Source organism: Amycolatopsis sp. NBC_00348, assembly GCF_036114655.1.
In the GTDB taxonomy this organism is placed as follows: Bacteria; Actinomycetota; Actinomycetes; order Mycobacteriales; family Pseudonocardiaceae; genus Amycolatopsis.
Genome location: NZ_CP107994.1, coordinates 7582706 through 7608141, shown reverse-complemented (window position 1 = coordinate 7608141; position 25436 = coordinate 7582706). Strand labels below are relative to the sequence as shown.

23 protein-coding genes are annotated in these 25436 nt (G+C 71.9%); 16 read left to right on the top strand and 7 right to left on the bottom strand.

The annotated features are described in order from the left end of the window. Positions 1-16 precede the first annotated feature (16 nt). The 6 genes from OHS58_RS33415 to OHS58_RS33390 all read left to right on the top strand — a co-directional run bounded on the left by OHS58_RS33415 (position 17) and on the right by OHS58_RS33390 (position 6470). The gene (locus OHS58_RS33415) at positions 17-1228 is read left to right on the top strand and encodes a cytochrome P450 (RefSeq protein WP_328645138.1); all 1212 of its coding nucleotides are present in this window, start codon (positions 17-19) and stop codon (positions 1226-1228) included. A 324-nt stretch (positions 1229-1552) separates the two neighbouring features. Next, entirely contained in the window at positions 1553-3031 is a 1479-nt protein-coding gene (locus OHS58_RS33410) for an MFS transporter (protein ID WP_328645137.1), read from the top strand. Then, a complete protein-coding gene (locus OHS58_RS33405; RefSeq protein WP_328645136.1) occupies positions 3028-4671 on the top strand; it encodes an FAD-dependent oxidoreductase in 1644 nt (547 codons plus the stop codon). Before OHS58_RS33410 ends, OHS58_RS33405 begins: the two co-directional genes overlap by 4 nt. A gap of 163 nt (positions 4672-4834) precedes the next feature. Next, positions 4835-5590 (top strand): PEP/pyruvate-binding domain-containing protein, encoded by a 756-nt coding sequence (locus OHS58_RS33400; protein WP_328645135.1) that lies wholly within the window; start codon positions 4835-4837, stop codon positions 5588-5590. Continuing rightward, on the top strand, positions 5587-5781 hold the full coding sequence (locus OHS58_RS33395) for a hypothetical protein (RefSeq protein WP_328645134.1): 195 nt from the start codon (positions 5587-5589) through the stop codon (positions 5779-5781). Before OHS58_RS33400 ends, OHS58_RS33395 begins: the two co-directional genes overlap by 4 nt. After that, complete coding sequence (locus OHS58_RS33390; protein WP_328645133.1) at positions 5778-6470, top strand: FadR/GntR family transcriptional regulator; 693 nt, start codon at positions 5778-5780, stop codon at positions 6468-6470. Before OHS58_RS33395 ends, OHS58_RS33390 begins: the two co-directional genes overlap by 4 nt. 94 nt (positions 6471-6564) lie before the next feature. On the opposite strand, the gene OHS58_RS33385 is transcribed toward OHS58_RS33390, so the two are convergent. Beyond that, entirely contained in the window at positions 6565-7608 is a 1044-nt protein-coding gene (locus tag OHS58_RS33385) for an aminotransferase class I/II-fold pyridoxal phosphate-dependent enzyme (RefSeq protein WP_326944867.1), read from the bottom strand. Between the two features lie 194 nt (positions 7609-7802). Here OHS58_RS33385 and OHS58_RS33380 point away from each other — a divergent pair, with 194 nt between their 5' ends. Beyond that, positions 7803-9386 carry a hypothetical protein gene (locus OHS58_RS33380; protein WP_328645132.1) on the top strand — a complete coding sequence of 528 codons (1584 nt, stop codon included), beginning with the start codon at positions 7803-7805 and terminating at the stop codon, positions 9384-9386. Further along, on the top strand, positions 9383-10513 hold the full coding sequence (locus OHS58_RS33375) for an FAD-dependent oxidoreductase (protein WP_328645131.1): 1131 nt from the start codon (positions 9383-9385) through the stop codon (positions 10511-10513). The genes OHS58_RS33380 and OHS58_RS33375 overlap by 4 nt, the downstream gene beginning before the upstream one ends. Positions 10514-10689: 176 nt before the next feature. Here OHS58_RS33375 and OHS58_RS33370 read toward each other — a convergent pair whose 3' ends face one another. Then, on the bottom strand, positions 10690-12627 hold the full coding sequence (locus OHS58_RS33370) for an AfsR/SARP family transcriptional regulator (RefSeq protein ID WP_328645130.1): 1938 nt from the start codon (positions 12625-12627) through the stop codon (positions 10690-10692). A 761-nt stretch (positions 12628-13388) separates the two neighbouring features. Between OHS58_RS33370 and OHS58_RS33365 the strand changes: the two genes are divergently transcribed. After that, positions 13389-14024, top strand: a complete 636-nt coding sequence (locus OHS58_RS33365; RefSeq protein ID WP_247058719.1) for a TetR/AcrR family transcriptional regulator — start codon at positions 13389-13391, stop codon at positions 14022-14024. Between the two features lie 116 nt (positions 14025-14140). Here the strand turns inward: OHS58_RS33365 and OHS58_RS33360 are convergent, their stop codons facing one another. The 4 genes from OHS58_RS33360 to OHS58_RS33345 all read right to left on the bottom strand — a co-directional run bounded on the left by OHS58_RS33360 (position 14141) and on the right by OHS58_RS33345 (position 16917). Further along, on the bottom strand, positions 14141-15409 hold the full coding sequence (locus OHS58_RS33360; protein WP_326944863.1) for a beta-ketoacyl-[acyl-carrier-protein] synthase family protein: 1269 nt from the start codon (positions 15407-15409) through the stop codon (positions 14141-14143). After that, a complete protein-coding gene (locus OHS58_RS33355) occupies positions 15406-15834 on the bottom strand; it encodes a cupin domain-containing protein (protein WP_328645129.1) in 429 nt (142 codons plus the stop codon). The genes OHS58_RS33360 and OHS58_RS33355 overlap by 4 nt, the downstream gene beginning before the upstream one ends. Continuing rightward, on the bottom strand, positions 15831-16166 hold the full coding sequence (locus tag OHS58_RS33350; RefSeq protein WP_328645128.1) for a TcmI family type II polyketide cyclase: 336 nt from the start codon (positions 16164-16166) through the stop codon (positions 15831-15833). Before OHS58_RS33350 ends, OHS58_RS33355 begins: the two co-directional genes overlap by 4 nt. A gap of 73 nt (positions 16167-16239) precedes the next feature. After that, complete coding sequence (locus OHS58_RS33345) at positions 16240-16917, bottom strand: SDR family NAD(P)-dependent oxidoreductase (RefSeq protein WP_328645127.1); 678 nt, start codon at positions 16915-16917, stop codon at positions 16240-16242. A gap of 154 nt (positions 16918-17071) precedes the next feature. On the opposite strand from OHS58_RS33345, the gene OHS58_RS33340 reads away from it, so the two are divergent. From OHS58_RS33340 to OHS58_RS33325, 4 genes are read left to right on the top strand one after another with little or no spacing between them, the layout of a single operon-like run. Then, entirely contained in the window at positions 17072-18235 is a 1164-nt protein-coding gene (locus OHS58_RS33340) for a nucleotide disphospho-sugar-binding domain-containing protein (RefSeq protein WP_326957039.1), read from the top strand. 23 nt (positions 18236-18258) lie between these two features. Continuing rightward, entirely contained in the window at positions 18259-19461 is a 1203-nt protein-coding gene (locus tag OHS58_RS33335; protein WP_328645126.1) for a cytochrome P450, read from the top strand. A gap of 36 nt (positions 19462-19497) precedes the next feature. Further along, a complete protein-coding gene (locus OHS58_RS33330) occupies positions 19498-20538 on the top strand; it encodes a methyltransferase (protein WP_328645125.1) in 1041 nt (346 codons plus the stop codon). Next, complete coding sequence (locus tag OHS58_RS33325) at positions 20538-20903, top strand: SchA/CurD-like domain-containing protein (RefSeq protein ID WP_328645124.1); 366 nt, start codon at positions 20538-20540, stop codon at positions 20901-20903. The genes OHS58_RS33330 and OHS58_RS33325 overlap by 1 nt, the downstream gene beginning before the upstream one ends. A gap of 446 nt (positions 20904-21349) precedes the next feature. On the opposite strand, the gene OHS58_RS33320 is transcribed toward OHS58_RS33325, so the two are convergent. After that, a complete protein-coding gene (locus OHS58_RS33320) occupies positions 21350-22360 on the bottom strand; it encodes a methyltransferase (RefSeq protein WP_326944855.1) in 1011 nt (336 codons plus the stop codon). Positions 22361-22547: 187 nt separating this feature from the next. Between OHS58_RS33320 and OHS58_RS33315 the strand changes: the two genes are divergently transcribed. Genes OHS58_RS33315 through OHS58_RS33305 form a run of 3 tightly spaced genes read left to right on the top strand, consistent with a single transcriptional unit; the run spans position 22548 to position 25416 of the window. Further along, a complete protein-coding gene (locus tag OHS58_RS33315) occupies positions 22548-23285 on the top strand; it encodes an SDR family NAD(P)-dependent oxidoreductase (RefSeq protein ID WP_328645123.1) in 738 nt (245 codons plus the stop codon). After that, positions 23285-24529 carry an FAD-dependent oxidoreductase gene (locus tag OHS58_RS33310; RefSeq protein WP_328645122.1) on the top strand — a complete coding sequence of 415 codons (1245 nt, stop codon included), beginning with the start codon at positions 23285-23287 and terminating at the stop codon, positions 24527-24529. Before OHS58_RS33315 ends, OHS58_RS33310 begins: the two co-directional genes overlap by 1 nt. Positions 24530-24558: 29 nt before the next feature. Continuing rightward, on the top strand, positions 24559-25416 hold the full coding sequence (locus OHS58_RS33305) for an LLM class flavin-dependent oxidoreductase (protein ID WP_328645121.1): 858 nt from the start codon (positions 24559-24561) through the stop codon (positions 25414-25416). Positions 25417-25436: the final 20 nt, after the last annotated feature.

Below are 25436 nucleotides of genomic sequence, written 5' to 3'. Positions count from 1 at the left end.
CGGAAGGAGCAAGCCGATGACCCAGACCCGGCCCAAGCCCGTGCCGATGAACCGGCGGTGCCCGCTGGCCCCGCCCGACGAGTACGCGCAGCTGCGCGAGGAGACCCCGGTCAGCGAGGTGGCCCTGCCGGACGGGAACACCGGCTGGCTGGTCACCCGCTTCGAAGACGTCACGACCGTGCTGGTGCACCCCGACGTGAGCGCCCAGCGGAAGTTCCAGACCTCGGTCACGTCGGTCACCCTCAGCCCCGAGGAGTACCTGGCGTCCGGGTTCGGCGTGTCGTTCATCGGGATGGACCCGCCGGACCACACGCACTACCGCAAGCTGATGACCGGGATGTTCACCGTGAAGCGGCTGAAGTCGCTGGTGCCGCGGATCGAGAAGATCGTCGACGACCAGCTGGACGTCCTGGTCGCCGGCGGCTCGCCCGCCGACCTGATCACGGACTTCGCGACGCCGGTGCCGTCGCTGGTCATCTGCGAGCTGCTCGGGATGCCGTACGACGACAGCAAGCTGTTCCAGGAACGCACGCACGTCATCATGAGCCTCGAGCGGACCAAGGAAGGCCTGCTCGACGCCATGACCGGGATGTCCGACGACATGCGCGCGCTGGTCCACGAGAAGCGCGCGCACCCGGACGGCCGGCTGATGAGCAACCTCATCGAAGCCGTGCCGGACGACGGCGTCCCGCTCACCGACGACGAGCTGGTCGCCATCGGGAACCTGATGATGATCGCGGGCTACGAGACCACCGCGAACATGATCGGGCTCGGCGCGCTGACCCTGCTGCACTACCGCGAGCAGTGGGAAACCCTGTGCCGGCAACCGGAACTGGCCGAGCGCGCGGTCGAGGAGATCCTGCGGTACCTCACGGTCGGGCCGTTCTGCCTGCCGCGCACGGCGAAGACGGACCTCGAGCTCGGCGGCAAGCACATCCGCGCCGGCGACCCGATCCTGCTCTCGACCGAGTCGGCGAACTGGGACCCGGCGCAGTTCGAGCACCCCGAGGCGTTCGACGTCACCCGCAAGCCCAAGCGGCACGTCGGGTTCGCCTTCGGCGCGCACCAGTGCCTCGGGCAGGAGCTGGCCCGGATGGAGATGCGGATCGCGTTCGCCAAGCTGGCGCAGCGGCTGCCGGGGCTGCGGCTGGCCGTGCCGCTGGAGGAGATCCCGATGCGCACCGACATGCAGATCTACGGCGCGCACGAGGTCCCCGTCGTCTGGTAGGCCCGTCCGGTAGGTCCCGCTGGCAGTTCCCGCGACGAAGCAGTCGCCTCCGGCCCTTGTCGCTCGCACCGGCCGCCGGCCGGTGCGAGCGGCTTTTTTGCGTCCGGGCGGGGATTCGTGCGGCTTGGTCCCGGCGCCGGCTCGTGAGTGTTTAGGGCGGTTCTAACCGCCCTAAACACTCACGACAGCCGCGGCAGACCCTGGACTCGCGCCCGTCGCGCTCTGCCGCGCCGACGTCACTGATTGTAGTTTCGGATGAGTCGGACAACCTCTTGATCGACTTAATCAAACAAGTAGTTGACAGTGTGAGTCGCCTCGTTGATTATGAGTGCAGACGAGAGTTCACTGTGGGAAAAGGAGTACGTCGTGGAGAAGCACCCGCTCAGGTGGTGGGCACTGGCGGTCGCGGTTCTGGCCGTCCTGGTGGACATGATCGACAACCAGATCGTGGCGGTGGCGCTGCCCACCATCCAGCGGGAGCTGGGCACGGGGGATTCCGCGCTGCAGTGGATTTCGGCCGGGTACGCGCTGGGGTTCGCGCTCACCCTGATCACCGGTGGCCGCCTGGGTGACCGGTACGGCACCAAGAAGCTGTTCCTCGCCGGCATGGTCGTGTTCACGGCCGCGTCGCTGGCCGCCGGGCTGGCCGGGCACGTCGAGGTGCTGATCGCCGCGCGGGTGATCCAGGGTGTCGGGTCCGGGCTGATGGTGCCGCAGGTCCTGTCGTTCATCCACGCGGAGTTCGACGAGAAGGAACGCCCCAAGGCGATGACGTACTACGCCGGCGCGTTCCCGATCGGCGGGCTCGCCGGGCCGCTGCTGGGCGGCGTGCTGACGCAGGCCGACCTGTTCGGCATCGGCTGGCGCGCGATCTTCCTGATCAACCTGCCCATCGGCGTGCTCGCGCTGATCGGTGCGCTGATCACGATGCCGAGCCGGCCCGGCTTCTTCCGGCACCGCATGGACTTCAGCGGCCTGCTGCTGCTGACCGCGGGGCTCTTCGCGATCTTCTACCCGCTGGTGCAGGGCCGTGAGCTGGGCTGGCCGAAGTGGTCGATCTACCTGATGCTGGCCGCGATCCCGCTGCTCGCGATCTTCGCGCTGCACCAGCGGATCAAGGCTAAGCGCGGCGGCGAACCGCTGGTCCCGCCGGCGCTGCTGAAGTACCGCAGCCTCTCGGGCGGCCAGGCCGTCATGCTCTGCATCAACACCGCGGTCGGCGTCTTCTTCATCCTGACGCTGCACCTGCAGCTCGGGCTCGGGTTCTCGCCGCTGCAGGCCGCGCTGACGTTCGCGCCGTCGACGATCGGCATCGTCGTGGGCAACGTCCTGGGCATGCAGCTGGCCCCGAAGCTCGGGCGGGCGTTCACCGCCGGGGCGATCGTGGTGCTGCTGGCCAGCCTGGTCGCGATCGCGGTACTGGTGCAGCAAATGGGTCACGACCTGAACGTGTGGGCGCTGCTGGCCCCGGTCATCGGCTTCGGGCTCGGCATGGGCGCGGTGCTGAACTCGCTCTTCGGCGTCTCGATGTCGGAGATCCAGATGCAGCAGGCGGGCGCCGCGTCCGGGCTGGTGAACACGACCGTCCAGCTCGGCACCGCGACCGGGATCGCGTTGTTCGGCACGGTGTTCTTCTCGCGGCTGGGCAGCGGGTTCGAGTCCGCCACGGTCAGCGCGATCGCGGTCAGCGTCGGCGTGCTGGTGCTGGCGTTGCTGTTCACGACCGCCCTGCCGGGCAAGAAGGCCGCGGGCCGGTCGGCCGCGGCCGCCGACGAGCACAAGGCCGGGGCCTCGGCGCGATGACCGAGCCGGGCAACCACGAGACAGCGGTGCTCATCGTGGGCGGGGGCATCACCGGCCTGTCCACGGCGCTCTTCCTCGCAAGGCTCGGGGTTCGCCCGATCCTGGTCGAACGGCACCCGTCCACGGCCCTGCTGCCCCAGGCGCGCGCGTTCAACCCGCGCTCCATGGAGATCTACCGCGCCCTGGGGCTCGCGGAGGCCATCCGGGACCGGACGTCGATCCTCACCGACATGCCCGACATGATCGGCGCGGACACCCTGGCCGGGCGGGAGCACTTCCGGTTCGACGTGCTCGCCCAGGCCCGGCCGCCGGCGTCCCTCAGCCCGGCGGACTGGGAGATGATCGACCAGGACGAACTGGAACGGATCGTGCGCGTCCGCGCCGAAAGCAGCGGCGCGGACGTGCGGTTCGGCACCGAACTGGTCGCGCTGACCGACGCCGGCGACGGCGTCACGGCGGTCGTGCGCGACCTGGAAACCGGCGTCCACCAACGGCTTCACGCCGACTACGTCGTCGCCGCCGACGGGCACCGCGCGGGGCTGCGCGAGCGGCTCGGCGTCGGCGCCGACGGGCCGGGCGTGCTCCTGGAGGTGGCGAACTTCGTGTTCGACGCCGACCTCGGGGCCGCGCTGCAGGGCCGCCGGTTCCTGCTCGCCTACCTGGACCGGCCGACGAAGGGCTCGACCCTGATCCCGCTGCGGGAGTTCGGGCGGTGGGCGCTCGCCGTGCCCTACCGGCCCGAGCTGGGCGAGAGCGTCGCCGACTTCACGCGGGAGCACTGCGTGGAGCTGGCGCGGCAGGCGATCGGCCTGCCGGACGTCGACATCCGGCTGGTGCCGTCGATGCCGGGGTCGGACCGGATCGTCACGACCACCACCATCGGCGGCTGGGTCGCGCGACGCTACCGGACCGGGCGGGTGTTCTTCGCCGGCGACGCGGCGCACGTCGTGCCGCCGTCGGGCTCCTACGGCGCGAACACCGGCATCGCCGACGCGCACAACCTGGCGTGGAAGCTCGCCGCCGTGCTCGAAGACGGCGCCGGTGACGAGCTGCTCGACACCTACGAGGACGAACGGCGGCCGGTCGCCCGGCTGACGCTCGAAAGCGCGATGCAGCTGCTCCACGACCGCCACGAAGGCGCGGGCGACAAGACGAAGACCGATGACCTGGCCATGATCTTCGGGTACCGGTACCGCTCGTCGGCGGTCCTCGCCGGGACGGCCGGCGCGGGCCGGCCCGTCGAGGACCCGCGCACGCCCAGCGGCGAACCCGGGCTGCGGGCGCCGCACGTGCGGCTGGAGCAGGGCGGCGCCGGACTGTCCACACTGGACCTGTTCACCGGGTCGTTCACGGTGCTGGCCGGGCCGGCCGGGGTCGGCTGGGTCGCGGCGGCGAAGGCGGCCGCGGCGGCGCTCGGGCTCGCGGTGGACGTCCACCGCGTGGGTTTCGAGTTCGACGACCCGGACGACCGGTGGGCCGCGGCCTACGGCGTCACCGCCGGCGGCGCGGTCCTCGTGCGGCCGGACGGGTTCGTCGCCTGGCGGGCCGGGGAGCTGCCCCGCCACCCCGAGCAGGAGCTGCGGGCCGCGCTGGCCCGGGTGCTCGCTTTGCGCGAGGAGGATCGCCGCTGCGCAGGCTGATCAGTTCGCCGGCACGCCGTCCGGGCCGTGGGGGACCATCCCCGCGGCCCGGACGGTTCGTCGGCTCAGGTCCGGTTCGGCAAGCACGTCTTGGGAGCACGAGTTGTGTGCAACGCGCGAAGGGGGACCCGCCCGGCCGTCGAATCCGCCCGGCCGGGACGAGGTGCGGTGGCTGCCGGTCACGGACGAGCGCTGCGGCGACGACGGGTTCGCGGGCCCCGCGATCGGGGCCCTGCACCGGGTCGGTGACCTGGTCCCGGTGCCGGAGACGATCGTGCTGACCGCGCCCGTCCGGCACTGGCGGGACCGGGTGCGGCAGCGGCCCGCCGACCCGTTCGCGGAGTACGCGGGGCTGGTCGAAGAGCCGGTTTCGGTGCGGGCGTGGCAGATCCGGCCGCGGCGCTCGGACCTGCCGATCGGGCCGGTGTTCAACAACCTCGGCCCCGGCACGGTGGCCGAGGCGATGCTGGAGCTGCTGGCGCTCGCCGAAGACGGCGCCCGCGAGTTCCCGCGGCTGGCGTTCGCGCTGCAGCGGTTCACCGCGGCGGAGGCGAGCGCGCACGTCCACGCGGCGCCCGACGGCGAGCGCATCCGGGTGCAGGCGTTCCTGGGGCTCGCCGAGCAGCTGTCCGAGCCGCTGCACCCGGACCTGATCGTGCTGGCGGGCCCGGAGCTCGCCGTCCGCGAGTACCGGGTGGCCGACAAGCCGACGGCGACGGTCGCCGCGGCCGGTGGCAGCCGGACGTCGACGGTCGCCGAGCTGCGCCGGCGCGCGCCGGCGCTGCGCGTGAAGACGGTGCAGCACCTCGGTTCGCTCGCTGTCGCGGCCGCGCGCCGGCTGGCCGTCCCGGTGGCCGCGGAGTTCGCCGTCACCGACGGTGAGGTGGCGTTGCTGCGGTGCCGCCCGGTGCCGTCGTGACCGGGGAGCTGGGTGCGGTGTTGCGGGTGGGCCGGTCAGAGGTGCGTGAATGGCTGCTGTGTCCGGTGAAGGTGTTGCGGCGTCGGGGTTCGGTCGCGGCCGCCCGGCGGCTGGCCGTCCCGGTGGCCGCGGAGTTCGCCGTCACCGACGGTGAGGTGGCGCTGCTGCGGTGCCGCCCGGTGCCGCCGTGACCGGGGAGCTCGACGCCGTGTTCCGGCCGGTGCGGGCGGGCCGGGCGGTCGAGGAGACGATCGAGCGGCTGCGGCAGCTGGTGCGGCTCGGCGTCGTCGCCACGGGCTCGCGGCTGCCTGCCGAACGGGAGCTGGCCGAACGGCTCGCCGTCAGCCGCGTGACGCTGCGGGAAGCGTTGCGGGCGCTCGCTTCCGAGGGGTACGTCGAGTCCCGGCGGGGCCGCTACGGCGGCACGTTCGTCGTCGAGCGGCTGCCCGCGCCGGCCCGGACCGGGCGGCTCGACGCGGCCGGGCTGGACGACGTCCTGCGCCTGCGGCACGTCGTGGAGACGGGCGCGGCGGAGCTGGCGGCCGGACGGCGGCTGAGCTCGGCGGACCGGCGGCACCTGGTCACGACCTGCGCCGAGGCGGCTGCGGCGAGCCCGGCCGATCACCGGCGCCGGGACGCGCGGCTGCACCTGGCGATCGCGGAGGTGACGGCGTCCGGCTCGCTGACGACCGTGGTCGCCGACGTCCGGATGCAGCTTGCCGAGTGGCTCGACGGGATCCCGCCGGACCCGGAGCGTTCGCAGGCCCAGCACGCGGCGATCCTCGACGCGATCCTGGCGGGCGACCCACCCGCGGCCCGCGCGGCGATGGCGGCCCACGTCGAAGCGACGGCGGCCCGGCTGCGCGCGTCTCGGTCGTGAGTGGTTAGGGCGGTTCTAACCGCCCTAAACACTCACGACGGGTGGGTGAGACGGGTGCCGGGGCGGTGGTGGACACGCCCCGGCACCCGGGGTCCTAACCGGCGAGCGCCGCGGCCAGCAGCGGGAACTCGTCGTCCGTCGGGGCCGTGATGCGCAGGCCCGGGACGCGGCCCGCCTGGTCGTCGCCGAAGACGCGGACCACCACGCCCGCCCGGACCAGCTCGTCGTAGTCGCGCTGCGGGTCGTCGGAAGCGACGAACCGGTAGTGCACCGGCGCGCCCTTGACGACGCCCGGGTACCGGCGGACCAGCAGGGCCTCCATCGCCGCCGCGTTGACGAGCAGCCGCTCGCGGGTGCGTTCGGCCCAGGCCGTCTCCCGCAGGGCCGCGATCGCCACCACGGAGTCCACATAGGACAGTGGCCAGTTGAGGCGCTGGGCGGCGACGGCCGTCCGCAGGTCCTCGTTGACCGTCCACATGGCACCCGTGCGGGCGCCGGCGATGCCGAACAGCTTGTTCGGCGACGACAACACGACCACATTGGACAGACCGGACCACGCCATCGAGCGCCGGGTGCCGCCGCCGAGGAAGTCGACGTAGGCCTCGTCGACGATCAGCGTCGACGCCGGGTTCTCGCGGCACACCTCGGCCAGGTCGCCGGGCGGGATGTGCAGGCCCAGCGGGTTGTTCGGGTTCGACAGCACGACGTAGCCGTAGCGGGCCATGCCCTCGGCGACCCGCGCGAGCCGCGTCGCGACGGTGTCGATCTCGCCGGTCGCGGGCGGCAGGTGGTTGGTGAACCAGCGGATGCTGTCGGTGTAGTCCGGCGTCACCACGGCGATCCGGTCCGCCGGCAGCAGCCGCGCCAGCACCCGGATGAACTCGGTGATCCCGCGCCCCGAGACCAGCAGCTCGGGGTCCACCGTGAGGTAGTTCGCGTAGGTGGCCCGGAACAGCGAGTCGGCTTCGTAGGGGTGGGCGCGCAGCCGCTGGACGTCCAGCTCCCGCAGCGCGACGCGGACCGCGGACGGCGGCCCGTACCGGTTCACGCAGGTGCCCAGGTCCAGGTAGGTGTCGCCGGCGAGGCCCCGGAGATCTCCGCCCTGCCTGTGGATGGCGTCGTCGGAAAGACTCTTCATCACTTCCTGCCTTCTGGTGGCGGACGTCCGGTGCCGCCTCGTCAGGGTCCGCTGACCGTGCCAGGGGGCGGTCCAGCTTGGCTCGAACCGGGCTGACGCGGCGGGAATCCAGGTCGTCGCGAGTTGCGCACGAGTGCGCGTGGTGACCATCCGGGGGTTCGCAGAACCCCCGCCGAAACCAGGAAGGACCCACGATGACCGCTGCGTGGATTCGCAGACTCGCCCTCGTCTCCGGGGTGCTGACCGTCGTCGGGCTCAGCACCCCGGCCGCACTCGCCGACACTTCGCACGCGCGGGGGACCCAGTACTACGTCGACTGCGCCGGCGGCCACGACTCGGCGTCCGGGCTCGGGGCAGGCCAGGCGTGGAAGACGCTGGCCAAGGTGAACTCCGTCGTGTTCCAGCCGGGCAGCCGGATCACGTTCAAGCGCGGGACGACGTGCGACGGCACGTTCGCGCCGAAGGGCTCCGGCACCGCCGGCCGGCCGATCACCACCGGCACCTACGGCTGGGGCGCCAAGCCGAAGATCGACGCGCACGGCGCGCTCGCCGCGGTGCTGCTGCACAACGTCGAGGGCTGGGAGGTGCGCGACCTCGACGTCAGCAACCAGGGCCCGACGCCGGGCGACAACGACGTGCGCATCGGCGTCTTCCTCCAGCTCGAGGACTTCGGCGTCGCGCACCACCTCGTCGTCTCGGGTGTCGACGTCCACGACGTCAACGGCTGCGACTGCCGCAACCCGCACACCCCGGACGTCAGCGGCGCCATCGTCGTCAAGGCGGGCGGCACGGCCAAGCCGAGCGGCTTCGACGACGTCGTCATCGAGAACAACACGCTGCGGCACGTCGACCGCCAGGGCATCGCGACGTCGTCCGACTGGGAGAAGCGCGCGCAGTACCCCGACGGCCGCGGCACGACGTACGTCCCGATCACCCGGCTGCGCATCGCGCACAACTACGGCGAGGACATCGGCGGCGACGCGGTCGGCGTCTACAACGCAACGAACGCCGTGGTCGAGTACAACACCTTCCGCGGCTGGGCCGAGCGCGCGCCGTCCTACACCGCCGCGCTGAGCGCGTTCAACGCCGACGGCACGGTGTTCCGCTACAACGAGGTCTCCTACGGCCACGGCTCCGGCCCGCTGCCCTCGGCGGCGTACATGACCGAGCACGCGAACCTCGACACGGTGTTCGAGCACAACCTCAGCCGCGAGAACCAGGGCGGCATGCTGGTGGTCTGCGCCGACGCCGGCCGCCCGACGGACCGCACCACGGTCCGCTACAACATCAGCCAGAACGACTTCTCCAACGGCTACTACCCGGACTTCAACGGTGGCACCGACCCGGTCGGCGTCATCACGGTGATCTGCCTGGAGACCGGGCGCGTGCAGGTGTACGGCAACACGATCTACGCCCCGAACGCCGAGCGGCTGCTGATGAACTACGCCACCGACCCGCTGGAGTTCTCCGACAACATCTTCGTCGGGCGTGCTGGCGGGTCGGCGTTCAGCGACGCGTACGGGACCTACGACCACAACCTGTACCGGAACGTCACGACCGTGCCGGCCGGTGACGCGCACGCCGTCGTCGCCGACCCGAAGTTCACCGCGCCGGGCCTGGCGGCCGACCGCCAGGACGCCACCGGTTACCGGCTGCGCGGCGGTTCGCCGGCGCTGTCGGCGGGTGCGGCCAACCCGGGCGTGCGGGACTACTTCGGTTACCCGGTCCCGCCGGTGCGCCCGAACATCGGCGCGTACGCCGGTCCCGCGGTCCGATGAGCCGGCGGGTCCTCGTCGTCGGGGCCGGGATCGGCGGGCTCTGCCTGGCGCACGGGTTGCGGCAGGCCGGCGTCGACGTCGTGGTGCACGAACGCGACGAGACGCCGGCCCCGCGGCACCGGCTGCGGATCACGCCGGACGGCGAGCGGGCGTTCCGCGCCTGCCTGCCGCCGGCGGTGCGGGACCGGTTCGTCGCGACGTCCATGCGTTACACGAAGGGCATGGCCGCCTACGACGAACACCTGGTACAGCAATGGGAACACCACGACGAGGACGACGGGAACCTCGACCGCGTCGACGCCGTCGACCACCGGACGCTGCGCGAGGTGCTGCTGGCCGGGCTCGGCGACGTCGTCCGGTCCGGTTCGTCGTTCGACCACCACGCGCTGACGGCGTCGGGTGGGGTGCGCGCGTACTTCCGCGACGGCACGTCCGACGCCGGTGACGTCCTGGTCGCCGCGGACGGGACGGACTCCGCGGTGCGCGCGGCGTGGCGGCCCGGCGACGAACCCCGCGACCTCGGCGTCCGCGCGATCGTCTCGCGGATCCCGATGGCGAAGGCGATCAAGGGCGGGCTGCCGGAGTTCATGCACGACCGGTTCACGTCGGTGGTCAGCTCCGGCGGCGTCAGCTTCGGGTTGCTGCCCATGGTGTTCCGGCCGGGCGCCGACGCCGAGGACTACTACACGGCGGTGTTCAACACGCACCGCGCGCACCTCGGGATCGCCGACGACGTCCTGTTCGGGCTGCCCGGGGCCGCTCTGCGGGAGGTGCTGCTGAACCGGACCGCGGACTGGCACCCGGACCTGCACGGGTTGTTCGCGCACGCGGAGCCGGCGGAGACGCACGTGCTGGCCCTGCGGGCGACCCCGCCGGGTCCGGCGTGGGGCCAGGGCCCGGTGGTCCCGCTGGGCGACGCGGCGCACACGATGCCGCTGTCCGGCGGGGCCGGCGCGAACGTCGCGGCCCAGGACGCCGCGGCGTTGTGCCGCGTCCTGACGCTGCCGGGCTCACTGGCCGAAGGCCTGGCGGGCTACCAGGCGGACGTCACCCGCCGCGGCACGGCCGCCGTCGCGGAGTCGGTCCGCATGGCCCAAGCCTCGATGCGCCTGGACTGGGAGTACTGAGTTCGAACGCCGTGAGGGGCACCTTCAGGGACACCACGTCCCTGAAGGTGCCCCTCACGGCGTTGCGGCGCGCGGGGATGGCGGGCGCGCCACCTCGTTGTGGGGTAACGGGTCGCGCACCGCACCGGGGGGTAGCGGTGCGGTGCGCGATCCTCTTTCACCGGGGAGGCTGGGGGTCAACCCCGGTTCGGCGCGACGGCCACCCGCCCGGCCTCGTGGCACAGGGGCTGGTAGGCGTCGCCGGTCGTGACGGCCAGTGCCGGCTGCGGCTCGGTGCGGGCCGCTCCCAGGAGCTCCGCCTCCAGGTGCAGCCGGCGGCCGATGTCGCGGAAGGTCGGCAGCATGCGGTAGTGGTGTTCCTCCGTGTGGTCGGCCGCGTGCTCGAACTCCAGCAGGTGCAGGTTCACCAAGTCGTCCAGCAGGGTCTCCGCCAGGCAGCCGTCGAGGTTCAGCACCGCCGACGCGGCCGCCAGCGACAGGCTCCCGGCGTCGGAGGTGCTCAGCGTCCGGAACGCCCAGCGCACCTCCGGCGTCGCGACGCGGTAGCTGAGCGAGACGCTCGAGCGCAGGTCGAACGGGTCGTCCGCGCCCGTCGCGGCCCAGTCCGCCGCCCGCCGCACCGGCCAGTGCGGGCGGTGCCGCAGCCGGGTCGCCGCCGCGTGCAGCGCCAGCGGCAGGCCGTCGCAGCGGGCGACCAGCGCGCGGGTGCCGTCCGGGTCCTGAGCGAGCCGCTCCGGGCCGACCAGCCCGCTCAGCACCCGGACGCCGTCCGCGCCGCTCAGCGGGCTCAGGCTGACCACCGTCGTCACCGACGGGTCCGACAGCTGCATCCGGCTCGCGACGACGACCGCGCACCCGCGGCCCGCGGGCAGCAGCGGCGCGAGCTGGTGGTCGTCCAGCACGTCGTCGAGCACCACCAGCACCCGGCGGTCGGCCGTCCAGGTGCGGAACTGGGTGCTGCGTTCCGCGACCGAGCCGGCGATCCGGTCGCCCGGGACGCCGATCGCGCGCAGGAACCCGGCCAGCACCGTGCCCGGGTCGACCGGCTGCCCGGCGGCGTCGGCCAGGCTCGCGTGGAACTGCCCGTCCGGGAACTTCTCCCGCACGTCGTGGCCCGCGTGCACGCACAGCGCCGTCTTGCCCGATCCCGGCGGGCCGTCGACGGTGACGACCGCCGGGCCCCGCCGGTCCGGCGCGGTGACGGCGGTGACGACCGTGTGCAGCTCGCTGTCCCGGCCGACCAGCCCCGGCCCGGCTGGTGGCAGCTGACGCGGCGGTTCCGGCCGCGCCACCTGCCGCCGGACCTGGGCCGGGACGGCGTCGAGGCTGCCGTTGGCGGCCAGCACCGCGCGGTGGACGCGCTGGAGTTCCGCGCCCGGGTCGAGGCCCAGCTCGTCGGCCAGCGACGAGCGGGTCCGTTGATAGACGCCCAGCGCTTCGGAGCGCCGGCCGGAGCGGTAGAGCGCCAGCATCAGCTTGGCCTGGAAGCCCTCGTGCGTCGGCTGCTGCGCCGCCAGCCGGGTGAGCTCGCCCAGCACCTCCTGGTGCCGGCCGAGCTGCAGCGCGGCGTCGATGCGGTGCTCCAGGGCGTTCTTGCGCATCTCGTCGAGCCGCAGCACCTCGGCCTGCAGCACCGGCCCGGGGTTGAGGTCGACGAGCGCGGAGCCGCGCCAGAGCCGCAGCGCGCCGTCCAGCGTGTGGAAGGCCGCCTCCGCGTCCCCGGCGTCGAGCTCGGTCCAGCCCTGCGTCGCCTGGCGCTCGAAGTGGCTCGAGTCCAGGGCGTCGCGGTCCACCGCGAGCATGTAGCCACCGGAGAGGGTGAGCAGCACGGGCTGCCCGTCGTCACGGCGGACGCGCGCCGACGGCCGCTGCGCCGGGTCCAGCTCCAGCAGCTTCCGCAGCTGGTAGACGTAGGTCTGCAGGGTCGTCTTGACGCTGGTCGGCGGGTTCTCCTCCCAGAGTTCCTCGATGAGCTGTTCGGTCCGGACGATGTGGTTAGCGGACACGGCGAGCAGGCTGAACACGCGCTGGAGCTTCGGCGCGGACGGCGTGATGGGCACCCCGTCGCGTACGACCTCCAACGGGCCGAGAACCTTGACGCACAACATCTGCATCCTCCAAGTATCGATGCGGCGTGGTCCGCTCCCCGTCGGAGAACACCGCTCCCCAGTCCCCAGGTTTGCCCGCATCCCGAACCGGGTATGAACCAGTCGGGTGCGGGCTTCTGCCCACCATGGCCGGGTCCGCTGGACGAGCATTAGCAGAGCGCTGACGCCGCCTTGGGAATGTCAGCCTATCGTGCAAGGTTTTCGTAGCTCCAGGTGCATTCTAGTGACCGGCGGTCACTTTCTGGTCGAAGAGCGCACGATAGAAGGGGTGATCGGGATGCAATACTCCCGGCGAAATTCACCTGATCGGCCCGCATCGTTCTGACCTGCGGTGACGTAGATCGTGAGCAAGGCGTACGACTTCGGCCCGCGTCCGGCCGCGGATTTCCCGTCGGCCGCCGAGCGGATTTCCTGCGACGGGAACGGCACGCGCGCGCGTATTGCCGAGGGGTCGTGAATGAATTCGAGGACGCGATTGCCGCTCGACGCGAAATGGTCGCGGAGCGGTCGCTCGACTCGTTTCCCGGGACTGCTGCTACGCAATTCCGGAGGCGGCTCGCGGGCGTCCCGGTGCAGTTCACGGGGACGCGGGAAAGCGCTGTCTTCGGTTGTCCACGGCGGCCGTGAGTGGTTGCTCCCGTGCCGGGTGGGCGGTGTTGCCGGTGTGTCTCTCACCATAGTCAGGGACTTGCCTCACTGTGTCAACCGTCTGTTTCATTAAGTCGATCAGCCGGTTGAGGTGGTTGGGCGCATGTATAGTCGCCGGTGTGACCGCGTCGTCGAAGCCCCGCCGTTCGCCGAAGCCGCAGGAGCGGCAGCGGGATCCGGACCGCACGCGCCGGCTGATCCTGGAAGCGGCCGTCGCGGAGTTCGCCGCGCACGGGTACGCGGGCGCGCGCATCGCGGCGATCGCGTCGCGCGCGGGCGTGAACCAGCAGCTCATCTCGTACTACTTCGACGGCAAGGAAGGCCTGTACCAGGCCATGTCGGAGGGCTGGGGCCAGCGTGAGAGCGAGCTGGTGGCGCCCGGCACCCCGCTGTCGGAGCAGCTGCGCCGCTACGTCCTGGAGGTGCTGACGTCCCGGGACGGCATGCGCCTGCTGGCGTGGTCGGGCCTGGAGTACGGCGGCCCGGACACCGACCCGGACCACGCGCCGCGGTCGGCCCGGCTGGGCGGCACCGTGGACCAGGTGGCCGAGCTGCAGAAGTCCGGTCAGCTCCCCGAGTGGGTGGATCCCGCCTGCCTGACGGTGATGCTGATGGCCGCGGCGATGGCGCCGGTGACCCTGCCGCACGTCATCGAGGGCGTGGCGCAGCAGGACCCGGAGTCCCCGGAGTTCGTCAAGCAGTACGCCGACCAGCTCGCGCGCTTGATCGAATACCTGAATCCCGACAAATCGTGACAACCGGTCGTGAGTGGTAATGAGGGTTCTAACCCTCTTTACCACTCACGACTTGTTCGTGGGCACGGGAAAGAGCGGTGGCGCCGCGAACCCGCACCACCGCTCCTTCTCCTCCCTCAGGCGCCGGCCGCTCCGGGCCGGGCCAGGACCATCGCGCTCTGGAAGCCGCCGAAACCGCTGCCGACCGTGAGAACCACGTCCATCTCGTGCTCGCGCGCCGTCAACGGGACGTAGTCCAGGTCGCACTCCGGGTCGGCCTCGTGCAGGTTCGCCGTCGGCGGGACCACCTGGCGGTCGAGCGCCAGGGCGCACGCCGCCACCTCCAGCGAGCCGATCGCGCCGAGCGAGTGCCCGATCATCGACTTGATGGAGCTGACCGGGACCTCGTACGCCCGCTCCCCGAGGCTGCGCTTGAACGCCGCCGTCTCGTGGCGGTCGTTCTGCTTGGTCCCCGAACCGTGGGCGTTGATGTAGTCGACGTCCGCCGGCGCCAGCCGCGCGTGGTCGAGCGCGACCCGGATCGCCTCCGCCATCTCGCGGCCGTCCGGCTTGAGCCCGGTCATGTGGAAGGCGTTGCTGCGCCCGGCGAACCCGACGATCCGCGCGTACTCGCGAGCCCCGCGCCGCAGCGCGGCCGACGTCTCCTCGAGCACCAGCACCGCGGACCCCTCGCCGAGCACGAACCCGTCGCGCCGCGCGTCGAACGGCCTCGACGCGTGCTCGGCGTCGTCGTTGTTCGCCGACGTCGCGCGGATCGCGTCGAAGCACGCCGAGGTGATCGGCGACAGCGGCGCGTCCGTGGCGCCGGCGAGCACGACGTCCGCCGAGCCCTCCTCGATCAGCGCCACGCCGTGGCCGACCGCGTCGAGGCCCGACGTGCAGCCCGTCGACACCAGCGCCGTCGGGCCCTCGGCCGCCACCTCCCACGCGACCTCGACGGCCAGCGTGCTCGGCACCATGTAGCCGTAGAGGTGCGGGACGCCGTAGGTGTGGTCGACCAGCCAGTGCTTGCCCTCGTCGGCGAGCACGGCGTACTCCTCCTCCAGGCCCATCGTGCAGCCGACGGCGCTGCCGATGCTGACCGCGATCCGCCCGGGGTCCAGGCCCGTGAGGTCGAGGCCGCTGTCGGCCACCGCCTCCCGGGTGCACACCGTGGCGAACTGCGCGGCCCGGTCCATCCGCCGCACCTGCTGCGCCGACAGGCCCGCGGCCCGCGGGTCGAAGTCCACCTCCGCCGCGATCTTCGAGCGGAAACCGGTGGCGTCGAACAGGCTGATCCGGCGGGTCGCGGTGCGCCCGGCGCTCAGCAGTGCCCAGAACGGTTCCCGGCCGACCCCGCCGGGCGCCACCACACCGATCCCGGTGATGGAGACGCTCCGGGTCACGAAGCACCCCCGACCGCCGGGTTCGGGGCGTCCGGGCGCTGCGGTTGTTCCGTGTCGACGTGGCCGAGCTCCGGCCGCGGCGCCAGCGGCGACAGGTGGAACACGCCGCGCGCCTCGACGTCGCCGACGTTGACCAGCCGGTGCCGCACGCCGATCGGGACCATCAGCGAGTCACCCGGGCCGAGCCGCACCGCGACGCCGTCGAGCGTCATCTCCAGCTCGCCCTCGACGACGTGCAGGAACTCCTCGGAGTACGGGTGGTAGTGCTCGGTGACGTGCTCGCCCGCGCCGAGGATGAGGAAGCCGCCGAAGCCGGACGTCGAGCCGACCGTCTTCGGGCTGAGCGTCACGCGGATGTCGCCGCCGCGGCGCTGGTTCGGGGCCGCCTCGGCGACGTTGACCTTCACCCTGTCCACTGTGGTCATCGAACGCGGCCTTCCTCGGGAGTCCAGACGTAGAACGGGGACGCCATCGCGTCCTTCGGTTCCTTCCAGCCGGGGTCGTACGGCGAGACGAGCTCGGCGAGCTTGGTGTTGATGTCGCTGTACAGCTCCGTGCTGCGCGCCTTGTACAGGCTCGGGTTGATGTCCTGGTCCGCCTCGACGAGGTGGAAGTACAGGTCGTGGAAGGTGAAGAGGGTCCGCCGCGAGACGCCGACCATGCGCGGCAGGTCGGTGGCGTCGGACTCGGCGAAGACGTCCGCGATCCGTTCGGGTGAGTCGGTCTTGAGCTTCGCGACGATCAGGGTGCGGTGCACGTTCTCGCCTCCTGGCAACGTGGTGGTACGGGACGCTTCATGTTCCGGGCCGCCGGTGTAGCCCGGCTCGAATTCACCACGGAATCCGCTTGCCCGAGCGCAGAAACGCGCCCGTCGGGCCGTCGTCCGGCAGGGTCGCGACGTCGGCGATGTCGACGGCGGCGTCTTCGGGACTGCGTTGCGCAGCCGGCACCATGCGCGTGCGCACCTGGCCGGGGTTGACGGCGTTGACCAGCACGCCCGTGCCCTCGATCTCCCGCGCCAGCATGGTGGTCAGGCCGTTCACCGCGGTCTTCGACAGCGAGTACGCCGGCGCGCCCAGCCACAGCCCCAGCTCGAACGACCCGGTGGCGCTGGAGAGGAACACGACGCGGCCCCAGCCGCGGCGCACCATCGCGGGCAGGAACGCCTGCGCGGTGCGCCAGCCGCCGAGCAGGTTCACCGAAAGCGTTTGCTCGACGAGCTCGAGCGGCACGGTCAGCGGGTCGTGGCCGCCGTCGAGCAGGACGCCGGCGTTGCACACCAGGACGTCTACCTCGGTCAGCTCGGCGGCGGCCCGCGCCACGCTCGCGGGATCGGTGACGTCGAGGGCGTACGGCCGCGCGCCGATCTCGGCGGCGGCTTTCGCGGCGGCGTCGAAGTCCCGCGCGGTCATGATGACGTCGAGCCCCCGGCCGGCCAGCTCGGCGGCGACGGCCTGGCCGAGCCCCCGGTTGGCCCCGGTGATCAGGGCGGTGCGTTGTGCGGCCACGGTGTTCCTCCGCTGTCGGTGGTCGTTCCGTCGCGATGGTCGCGGCCGCTGCTCGATCCGCGCTGGAGTGCCGGTCGTTCGAGTCAGGCTTCAGAACGCGGTGCCACCGTCGTCGCCGAGACGGCCGTCGGCGAGAAGCACAGGAGGAACGGACATGCGGGTGGTGTTCACGACGTGGGCCTGGCCGACGCACCTGTACGCGCTGGCGCCGCTGGCCTGGGCGTGCCGGGCGGCCGGCCACGAGGTGCTGTTCGCGAGCCAGCCCGGGCTGGCCGGGGAGATCCGGCGGGCCGGGCTGACCGCGGCGCGGGTCGGCGTCGACGTCGACACCGCGGGGATCGTGCGGGAGTACCTGCTGCCGACCGTTCCCGGGGCCGCGTCGCCGGCGAAGAGCGGCAAACCCCGTGCGGTGCGGCTGTTGCTGGAGCACGCCGAGTCCATGGTGGACGATCTGGCCGAGCTGGTCCGCGACTGGCGCGCCGATCTCGTCGTCTACGACCCGACGGCGCTGGCCGGTCCGCTCGCCGCCGCGGCCGCCGGCGTTCCCGCCGTGCGCCACCTCTACGGCGCCGACCTGCTTTCGCGGGTGAGCGGTGTGCTCGCCGAGGCGTTCGCGCCGCTGGCCGCCCGGTTCGGCGGCCTGCCCTTCGACGCCGCCGGCGCCGCGACGATCGACCCGGTGCCGGCGAGCATGCAGGTGCCGGGCGAGCACCGGCGGCTGCCCGTGCGGTACGTCCCGGTCAACGGCCCGGCCACGCCGCCGCGCGGGTTCCGCATCGGCCGCGACCGGCCGCGGGTCTGCGTCAGCTGGGGCCACACGATCGCGAAGGTCGACCCGCGGCGGTTCCTCGTCGACCGGGTCGTCGCCGCGACGGCGGACCTCGACGTCGACGTCGTGCTGGCGGTGTCCTCGGCCCAGCGCCCGCTGCTCGGGCCGCTGCCGGGCCACGTCCACGTGCTCGTCGACGAGCCCCTGCAGCCGATCCTGGCCGGCTGCGACCTGCTGGTCGGCCACGGCGGCGCGAGCAGCCTGCTGACGTCGTTGCACGAAGGCGTCCCGGTGCTGCTGGTGCCGCAGCTGCCCGACCACGCCGGGCACTCGGCGCGGGCCGGGGCGCGCGGGGCCGGCGTGGTCGTGGGGATCGCCGACGCGACGGCCGACGTGCTGCACGACCACATCGTGCGGCTGATCGCCCCCGGCACACCGCAGCGGACGGCGGCCCGGGAGGTCGCGGCGGAGATGCGCGAGCAGCCGTCGCCGTCGAAGGTCGCCGCCGCGCTGGAAACCCTGACCGGCCCGGTCCTCAATCGTCCGTAGCAGACTGTCCATAGGAGACGCAGATGACCCAAGAAGCCGTCGACACGCTGCGGTTTCCGTTCACCAGCAAGCATCCGCTGCTGCCGCCGGAGGAGTACGCACGGTTGCGCGCCGAGGAGCCGGTCGCGAAGGCGATCCTGCCCAACGGCCACGCCGTCTGGCTGGTCACCAAGCACGCCGACGTCCGCAAGGTGCTGGCCGACGCGCGGTTCAGCCGCGAGGCCATCACCCGCCCGGACGCGCCCCGGCTGCTGCCGGTCGCGGCCGGGTCGAAGTCGATCTTCGTGATGGACCCGCCCGAGCACACCCGGCTGCGCAAGCTCGTCGGCCGCGTGTTCACGACGCGGCAGGTGGAGAACCTGCGCCCGCGCGTCGAGGAGCTGGCCGAGGAGATGGTGGCCGGGATGGTCAAGGCCGGCCCGGGCGCCGACCTGATCGAGCACCTCGCGCAGCCGCTGCCGATCACCGTGATCTGCGAGATGCTCGGCGTCCCGCAGGACGACCACGACCTGTTCCGCGGCTGGACCGACGTGATGCTGAGCGTCGGGCACCGGTCGTCCGGACAGGTCGGCGAAGCCGCCGGGAAGCTGCGGCAGTACCTCAACGACCTCATCGAGACCAAGCAGAAGAACCCGGCCGACGACCTGCTCGCCGTGCTGATCACCGCGCGGGACGAGGACGATTCGCTCAGCACCGAGGAGCTGCTCGCGTTCGCCGAGACCATGCTGATGGCCGGTTACCACGCGACGACGTCCGAGATCGCGCACGGCGTGCTCACGCTGACCGAACAGCCGGGCGCGGTGCGGCGGCTCGTCGAGCACCGCGACGAATTGCCCGCCGCCGTCGACGAGCTGCTGCGGTACTCGCAGGCCGGCGGCGGCGTCGGGCCGATCCGGATCGCCTTGGAAGACATGGAGATCGGCGGCGTCACGGTCAAGGCGGGCGACGCGGTGCTGCCGTGCATCAACTCCGCGAACCGCGACGAAAGCGTTTTCACCGGCGCCGAAGAGGTGGACCTGACCCGCGCGCACAACCCGCACCTCGCCTTCGGGCACGGCATCCACCACTGCCTCGGCGCGCACCTGGGCCGGGTCGAGCTGACGGTCGCGCTGGACCGGATGCTCGAGCACTTCGGCGAGTTCCGCATCGCCGTCCCGCCCGCCGAACTCGAGTGGAGCGCGAACCGCGCGTTCACCCGACCGGACACCCTGCCGCTGCAGTGGTGACCCCTGTTGATCACACCACGCAAGGAAGGACCGTTCATGACCACCACTGCTGACCAGGGCACGGTTTCCGCGATCAACGCCCGGCCGCTGATCGAGCTGGGGACGTCGTTCTGGGCCGCCAAGACGCTGCTGACCGCCGTCGAGATCGGCCTGTTCACCGAACTGGGCGCCGGGTCGGCGAGCGAGGAGCAGCTGCGGGCGAAGCTGGACCTGCACCCGCGCTCGTCGCGGGACTTCCTCGACGCGCTCGTCTCGCTCGACCTGCTGGAGCGCGAGGACGGGCTCTACCGCAACACCGCGACCACGGGGTACTTCCTCGACGAGCACAAGGAAACCTTCCTCGGCGGCTGGATGCGGCAGGCGAGCAAGCACCTGTTCCGCGCCTGGGGCGGGCTGACCGAAAGCCTCCGTTCGGGCAAGCCGTTCATCGGCTGGGACACCGCGGACTACTTCGAGCGGCTGTACGAGGACATGGAGGAGCGGCGCTCGTTCATCGCCGCGATGGACGCGTGGACGACGCACATCGCGACCGAGCTGGCCGACGGCGTCAACTGGGCCGAGCACAAGACGTTCGTCGACGTCGGCGGCGCGCGCGGCAACCTGTCGGCGTCGCTGGTGAAGGCCCAGCCGCACCTGGACGGCGTCGTGTTCGACCGGCCGGAGATCGCCGAGCTGTTCCACGAGCACATGGCGGCCAAGGGCACCACGGGGCGCGTCGGGTTCGTCGTCGGCGACTTCTTCACCGAGCCGATCCCGCCGGCGGACGTGCTGATCTTCGGGCACATCCTGCACGACTGGAACGACGAGGAGCGCGCGACGCTGGTGCGGCGCGCGTACGAGTCCGTCAACCCCGGCGGCATCGTGGTGATCTACGACCGGATGATCGACGACGACCGCCGCGTCAACAAGGTCGGCCTGCTGGGATGCCTGAACCTGCTGGTGGTGACCCCGGGCGGCTCGGAGTACACGATCGCCGACTGCCGCGAGTACGCGGCGGCCGCGGGCTTCGAGTCGACGACGACGGTGGCGCTGTTCGACGGCCTCGAGACGGCCGTCGTCTGCCGGAAGGCCCGCTGATGCCGTACGTGGCGATCACCTACGACATCAAGAGCGGCTGCGAGGACGACGTCGCCGAGGTGTTCGCGGACTTCCAGCGGCCGAGGTCGAGCGTCCTGCCGGACGGTGCCCGGATCCTGGCGACCGCGGTGTTCATCCGGGACGCGACCTTGGTGCGGTTCATCGAGTACGAAGGCGACCTGGACGCCGTGGCCCGCTTCATGGCGAACCAGCCGGGGGTGCGGGAGGTGGAGCGCAAGCTGGCGCCGTACCTGAACAACCCGCGTGACACGGGGACGGTGGAAGGCTTCGTCCGGACGTTCCGGGAAAGCATGCTGCGGTGCGTCACGCAGTTCGCGGTGCCCCGGAGCCCGGTACCCGCCTGACCCGCCGTACCTGCCGCCACGAGAACGGGCCGGGATCCTGTCGGATCCCGGCCCGTTCTTCGTGTCGACCCTCTGATCACGCGTGTCGGCTTCCTGATCACGCGAGTCGACCCTTCGATCACGGACCCTGCCCGGCCCCGGAGGGTCGGCTCGTGTGTCTGGAGGGTCGGCTCGCGTGATCCCAGGGTCGACACGCGTGATTGAAGGGTCGACACGCGTGATTCCGAGGACGACACGCGTCGCGTCTCGGGTCCGCGCCGACACCCGGATCCCGGCCCGTTCTGCGCACCCGGAGGGTCGGCTCGCGTACCTGGGGAGTCAGCTCGCGTACCCGTCGGGTCGGCTCCGCGGCCGGCCTCCCCGGGGGTAGCGAAAAGCCGTGAAGGCCTCCTTACCGGCCATAAGAGCCGGTAAGGAGGCCTTCACGGCCCTTGGGGGTGCGGGACTCAGGCGGGGCGGCGAAGGACGACCAGGGTGTCGTAGTCGCCCAGGGGCTTCGACGTGAAGTCCGTGAAGCCGACCTCCGCGGCGTGCTCGCGGACCTCCGACGCCGGGTACTCCGAGCCGCCGTCGCTGACCAGGAGCATGTCGATGCTGATCACCAGGTTCTCGACGTGGCGGGGGTCCTCGTCCAGCATGCGGTCGTACACCAGCAGCGTGCCGCCGGGGTTGACCGACGCCGAGGCCTTCTGCAGGATGCGCTTGCGGTGGTCGCGGTCGAAGTCGTGCAGGATGTGGCCCAGCACCACCAGGTCGGCCGACGGCAGGTCGTCGTGGAAGACGTTGCCGCCGTGGAACTCCAGGCGGTCGGTCAGGCCGAGCGTCGCCATGTGCTCGGTGAAGAACGGCTTCATCGGCGGCAGGTCGAAGACGTGCCCGTAGAGGTCCGGGTTCGCCTTGACGATCTGGCTCGCCATGTTGCCGCGGCAGCCGCCGATGTCGAGCATGGTCTTGAACTCCGACCACTCGAACGCCTCGATCAGCTGCGGCCCGAGCACCTGCGTGAGCGCGTCCATCATCCGGATGAACTGGCCCAGCACCTTCGGGTTCGCGATGACCTGCTCGAAGTCGCCCTCGGCCTGCGGCTTCCCGGTCTTGAGCGCCTCGGTGAGCAGGCCCCACGCCGGGTACAGGTTGTTGTTGGCGCGGTGCATGAAGCCGCCGACGTACGTCGGGAGGTTCGTCACCAGGTAGCGGTCGGCGCCGGCGGCGTTGCGGTAGCGGTCGCCCTCCTTCTCCAGCAGGCCCAGCGCCACCAGCAGGTTCAGGAAGTCGCCGAGGCCGCGCCCGTGCAGCGCCAGGCTCTTCCGGAGCTGCTCTTCGGTCGCCGAGCCCGAGTGCAGCTTGGTGAACAGGTCGAGTTCCACCGCGGTGAGCAACGCCTTGGCGTCACAGAAAGCGTTGCAGAGCCTGATGATTCCCGCCGGGGTGCTGACATCCGGTGCGGTACTCGTCATGTGCCGACTTCCCTTCTCGACAGTTCGCGCGGCCACTGACCGGGCCGGATCTGTCGTCACCGTTCCACCGCGGGGTGGAGCGCAACTCGAACCGGCGTGGAACCGGCGGGCTCCACCCGGGTTCGAGTTCCGGTTCAGCGGTCCTTGTCAGGCTCACGGCCAAGTCGAACGGGAAAGGTGGCGTCCGGTGGAGCAAGGACTGCGGGGCAAACGAGTACTGGTGACCGGTGGCACCAAGGGGATCGGCCGGGCCACGGCGCTGGCCTTCGCCCGGGCCGGAGCCTGGGTGCTCGCCGGCCACCGAACCGGTGACGAGGCGGCGGAAAGCCTGGCGCGGGAACTTAAGGCGCTCGGCGAGCACCACCGCCTGGTGCAGGCGGACGTGACGCGCCGCGCGGACGTCGCGGCGCTGGCGGAGACGGTGCGAGCCGACTGGGGTGGGCTCGACGTCGTCGTCAACAACGTCGGCGTCGACGGCGGGGTCCCTTTCGGGGAGATCGACGACGCCGAGTGGAGCCGGCTCATCGACCACAACGTGACGTCGGCCTACCTGGTCACGCAGGCCGTGCTGGACCTGCTGACCGACGGCGCGTCGGTGGTGAACGTCGGGTCGTCGGTCGCGCTGCGCGGCCGCGTCAACGGCGTGCACTACACCGCGTCGAAGGCCGCGCTGATCGGCTTCACCCGCGGCCTGTGCAAGGAGCTCGGCCCGCGCGGCATCCGGGTCAACACCGTCGCCCCCGGTCTCACCGAGACCGAGCCGGGCGCGGGCCTGCCGCCGCACGCCGTCGAGCGGATCGTCGGGATGACGGCGCTGGGCCGGATCTGCCAGCCGGAAGACGTCGCCGGCGCCGTGCTGTTCCTTGCCGGTGACACGGCGAAGTACATCAGCGGTGTCACCCTCAACGTCGACGGCGGGGTCTGATGGCCACCGCGCGACGCGGCCTGCGGGTCGTCGTCATCGGCGGTGGTGTCGGCGGGTTGTGCCTGGCCCAGGGGCTGCGCAAGGCCGGTGTCGACGTCTCCGTGCACGAACGCGACGACTCGATCCGCGGCCGCAACCAGGGCTACCGGCTGCACATCAGCCAAGACGGCGAACGCGCGCTGCGGGAGTGCCTGCCCGAGCGCGTCCAAGAAGTACTGACCGCGACCGCGAACAGCCGCTACGGCTTCGGCATGGCGAACTACGACGAGCACCTCACTCCACAGTGGACTCCGGAGATGACCGACCCGCGGGCCGGGCAGGCGGACAAGGTCGACGCCGTCGACCGCGTCACGCTGCGGAAGGTCCTGCTGGCCGGGCTCACCGACGCCGTCCACTTCGGCAAGCGCTACACCCACCACGAGGTCCAGCCGGACGGCACGGTCGCCGTGCAGTTCGCGGACGGCAGCGTCGACACCGGGGACGTCCTCGTCGCCGCCGACGGCGCGAACTCCGGCATCCGGCGGGCGCGTGGCGGAGCCGAGCCGCGCGACCTCGGCGTCCGGACGATCTTCGGCCGGATCCCGATGACCGCGCGGCTGCGCGCGGAACTGCCGGAGATCCTGCAGGACCGGTTCACCTGGGTGATCGGCTCGGACGAGCACAAGCTCGGCCTGATGCCGATGGTCTTCCGGACCGAACCGGCGACGGCGTCCGCGCGGCTCTGGCCGGAGCTGGCCTTCGAGCCGTGCGACGACTACTTCATGTCGGTGTTCTCCATGCACCGCACCGCGACCGGGATGCCGGACGAGCAGTTCCTCGCGATGAGCGGCGCCGAGCTGTGGGAGTTCGCGAAGGCCCGCACCACCGGCTGGCACCCGCACCTGCGGGCGATCATGGAGTTCGCCGACGTCGAGGAGACGTTCCCGGTGGCCGTCCGGGCGACCGCGCCGATCGAGCCGTGGGAGCCGGGCCCGGTCATCCCGCTCGGCGACGCCGTCCACGCGATGCCGCCGTCCGGTGGTGTCGGCGCGAACACGGCGCTGCGCGACGCCGCGACGCTCACCCGCGAACTGCTCGCCGCCGACCGCGGCGAGCAGCCGGTCGCGCTGGCTTCCGAGCGGTACCAGACGGAAATGCTCGGCTACGCCACGGACGCCGTCGCGATGTCGCTGCAGGTCGCGAAGTGGTCGCTCAAGCGGATCGACTTCGACGAGTCGGTGCTCCCGGCGCGCGTGGCCGGCTGACTCGGCCAGCTGAAAAGACAGGAGGAGTTATGGACATCGGAGTGGGCCTGCCCAACACCGTCCCCGGCACGGACGGCCGGCAGCTGATCGAGTTCGCCGCTCGCGCGGACGAGCTCGGGTTCAGCACGCTGGCCGTGCTCGACCGGCTGGTGTACGACAGCTACGACGCCACGGTGGCGCTGGCCGCGGCGGCCGCCGCCACCAGCCGGATCACCCTGGCCCCGACCATCCTGCTGGCCGGCTACTGGCCGAGCGCGGCGCTGCTGGCCAAGCAACTGGCGAGCATCGACCGGCTCTCCGGCGGGCGGCTGGTGGTCGGCGTCGCCGCCGGCGGGCGCGAGGACGACTTCCTCGCCACCGGCGTCGACTTCCACACCCGTGGCAGATGGCTCGACCAGCTGCTCGGCGAGCTCAAGGAGGTCTGGGCGGGCCGCGGCCCGGTGCCCGGCATCGGCCCGAAGCCGTCGAACGGCACGGCCGTCCCGATCTGGGCCGGCGGCAACGGGCCGGCGTTCGTGCGGCGCGCCGCCGAGCACGGCATCGGCTGGGTCTCCGGCGGTGGCCCGGTTTCGCGCTACCCGCAGCAGGCCGACCTGGTCCGCGACGCGTTCACCGCGGCGGGCCGCGCGGACACGCCGAAGATGGGCGCGCTCACCTACGTCGCCCTCGGCGAGGAGCGCAAGGCGGCCGGTGGCCGCTACCTGCTCGACTACTACTCCTACATGGGCGAGAAGGCGCAGTTCCTGGCGAACGGCGTCATCTCCGACGAGACCCGGCTGCGCGAGACGATCGACGCCTACGCCGCCGCCGGGTGCGACGAACTGCTGCTCTTCCCCTGCACGTCCGACGTCGACCAGCTCGACGAGCTGGCCAAGGTCTGCCTGTAACCCGGCCGCGAGCAAAGGAA

Bases quoted from the DNA above. Each gene is read 5' to 3' on its own strand.
- OHS58_RS33415 (WP_328645138.1), top strand. From the start codon at position 17: ATGACCCAGACCCGGCCCAAGCCCGTGCCGATGAACCGGCGGTGCCCG.
- OHS58_RS33410 (WP_328645137.1), top strand. From the start codon at position 1,553: ATGAGTGCAGACGAGAGTTCACTGTGGGAAAAGGAGTACGTCGTGGAG.
- OHS58_RS33405 (WP_328645136.1), top strand. From the start codon at position 3,028: ATGACCGAGCCGGGCAACCACGAGACAGCGGTGCTCATCGTGGGCGGG.
- OHS58_RS33385 (WP_326944867.1), bottom strand. From the start codon at position 7,608: ATGAAGAGTCTTTCCGACGACGCCATCCACAGGCAGGGCGGAGATCTC.
- OHS58_RS33380 (WP_328645132.1), top strand. From the start codon at position 7,803: ATGACCGCTGCGTGGATTCGCAGACTCGCCCTCGTCTCCGGGGTGCTG.
- OHS58_RS33375 (WP_328645131.1), top strand. From the start codon at position 9,383: ATGAGCCGGCGGGTCCTCGTCGTCGGGGCCGGGATCGGCGGGCTCTGC.
- OHS58_RS33370 (WP_328645130.1), bottom strand. From the start codon at position 12,627: ATGCAGATGTTGTGCGTCAAGGTTCTCGGCCCGTTGGAGGTCGTACGC.
- OHS58_RS33355 (WP_328645129.1), bottom strand. From the start codon at position 15,834: ATGACCACAGTGGACAGGGTGAAGGTCAACGTCGCCGAGGCGGCCCCG.
- OHS58_RS33340 (WP_326957039.1), top strand. From the start codon at position 17,072: ATGCGGGTGGTGTTCACGACGTGGGCCTGGCCGACGCACCTGTACGCG.
- OHS58_RS33335 (WP_328645126.1), top strand. From the start codon at position 18,259: ATGACCCAAGAAGCCGTCGACACGCTGCGGTTTCCGTTCACCAGCAAG.
- OHS58_RS33330 (WP_328645125.1), top strand. From the start codon at position 19,498: ATGACCACCACTGCTGACCAGGGCACGGTTTCCGCGATCAACGCCCGG.
- OHS58_RS33325 (WP_328645124.1), top strand. From the start codon at position 20,538: ATGCCGTACGTGGCGATCACCTACGACATCAAGAGCGGCTGCGAGGAC.
- OHS58_RS33320 (WP_326944855.1), bottom strand. From the start codon at position 22,360: ATGACGAGTACCGCACCGGATGTCAGCACCCCGGCGGGAATCATCAGG.
- OHS58_RS33310 (WP_328645122.1), top strand. From the start codon at position 23,285: ATGGCCACCGCGCGACGCGGCCTGCGGGTCGTCGTCATCGGCGGTGGT.
- OHS58_RS33305 (WP_328645121.1), top strand. From the start codon at position 24,559: ATGGACATCGGAGTGGGCCTGCCCAACACCGTCCCCGGCACGGACGGC.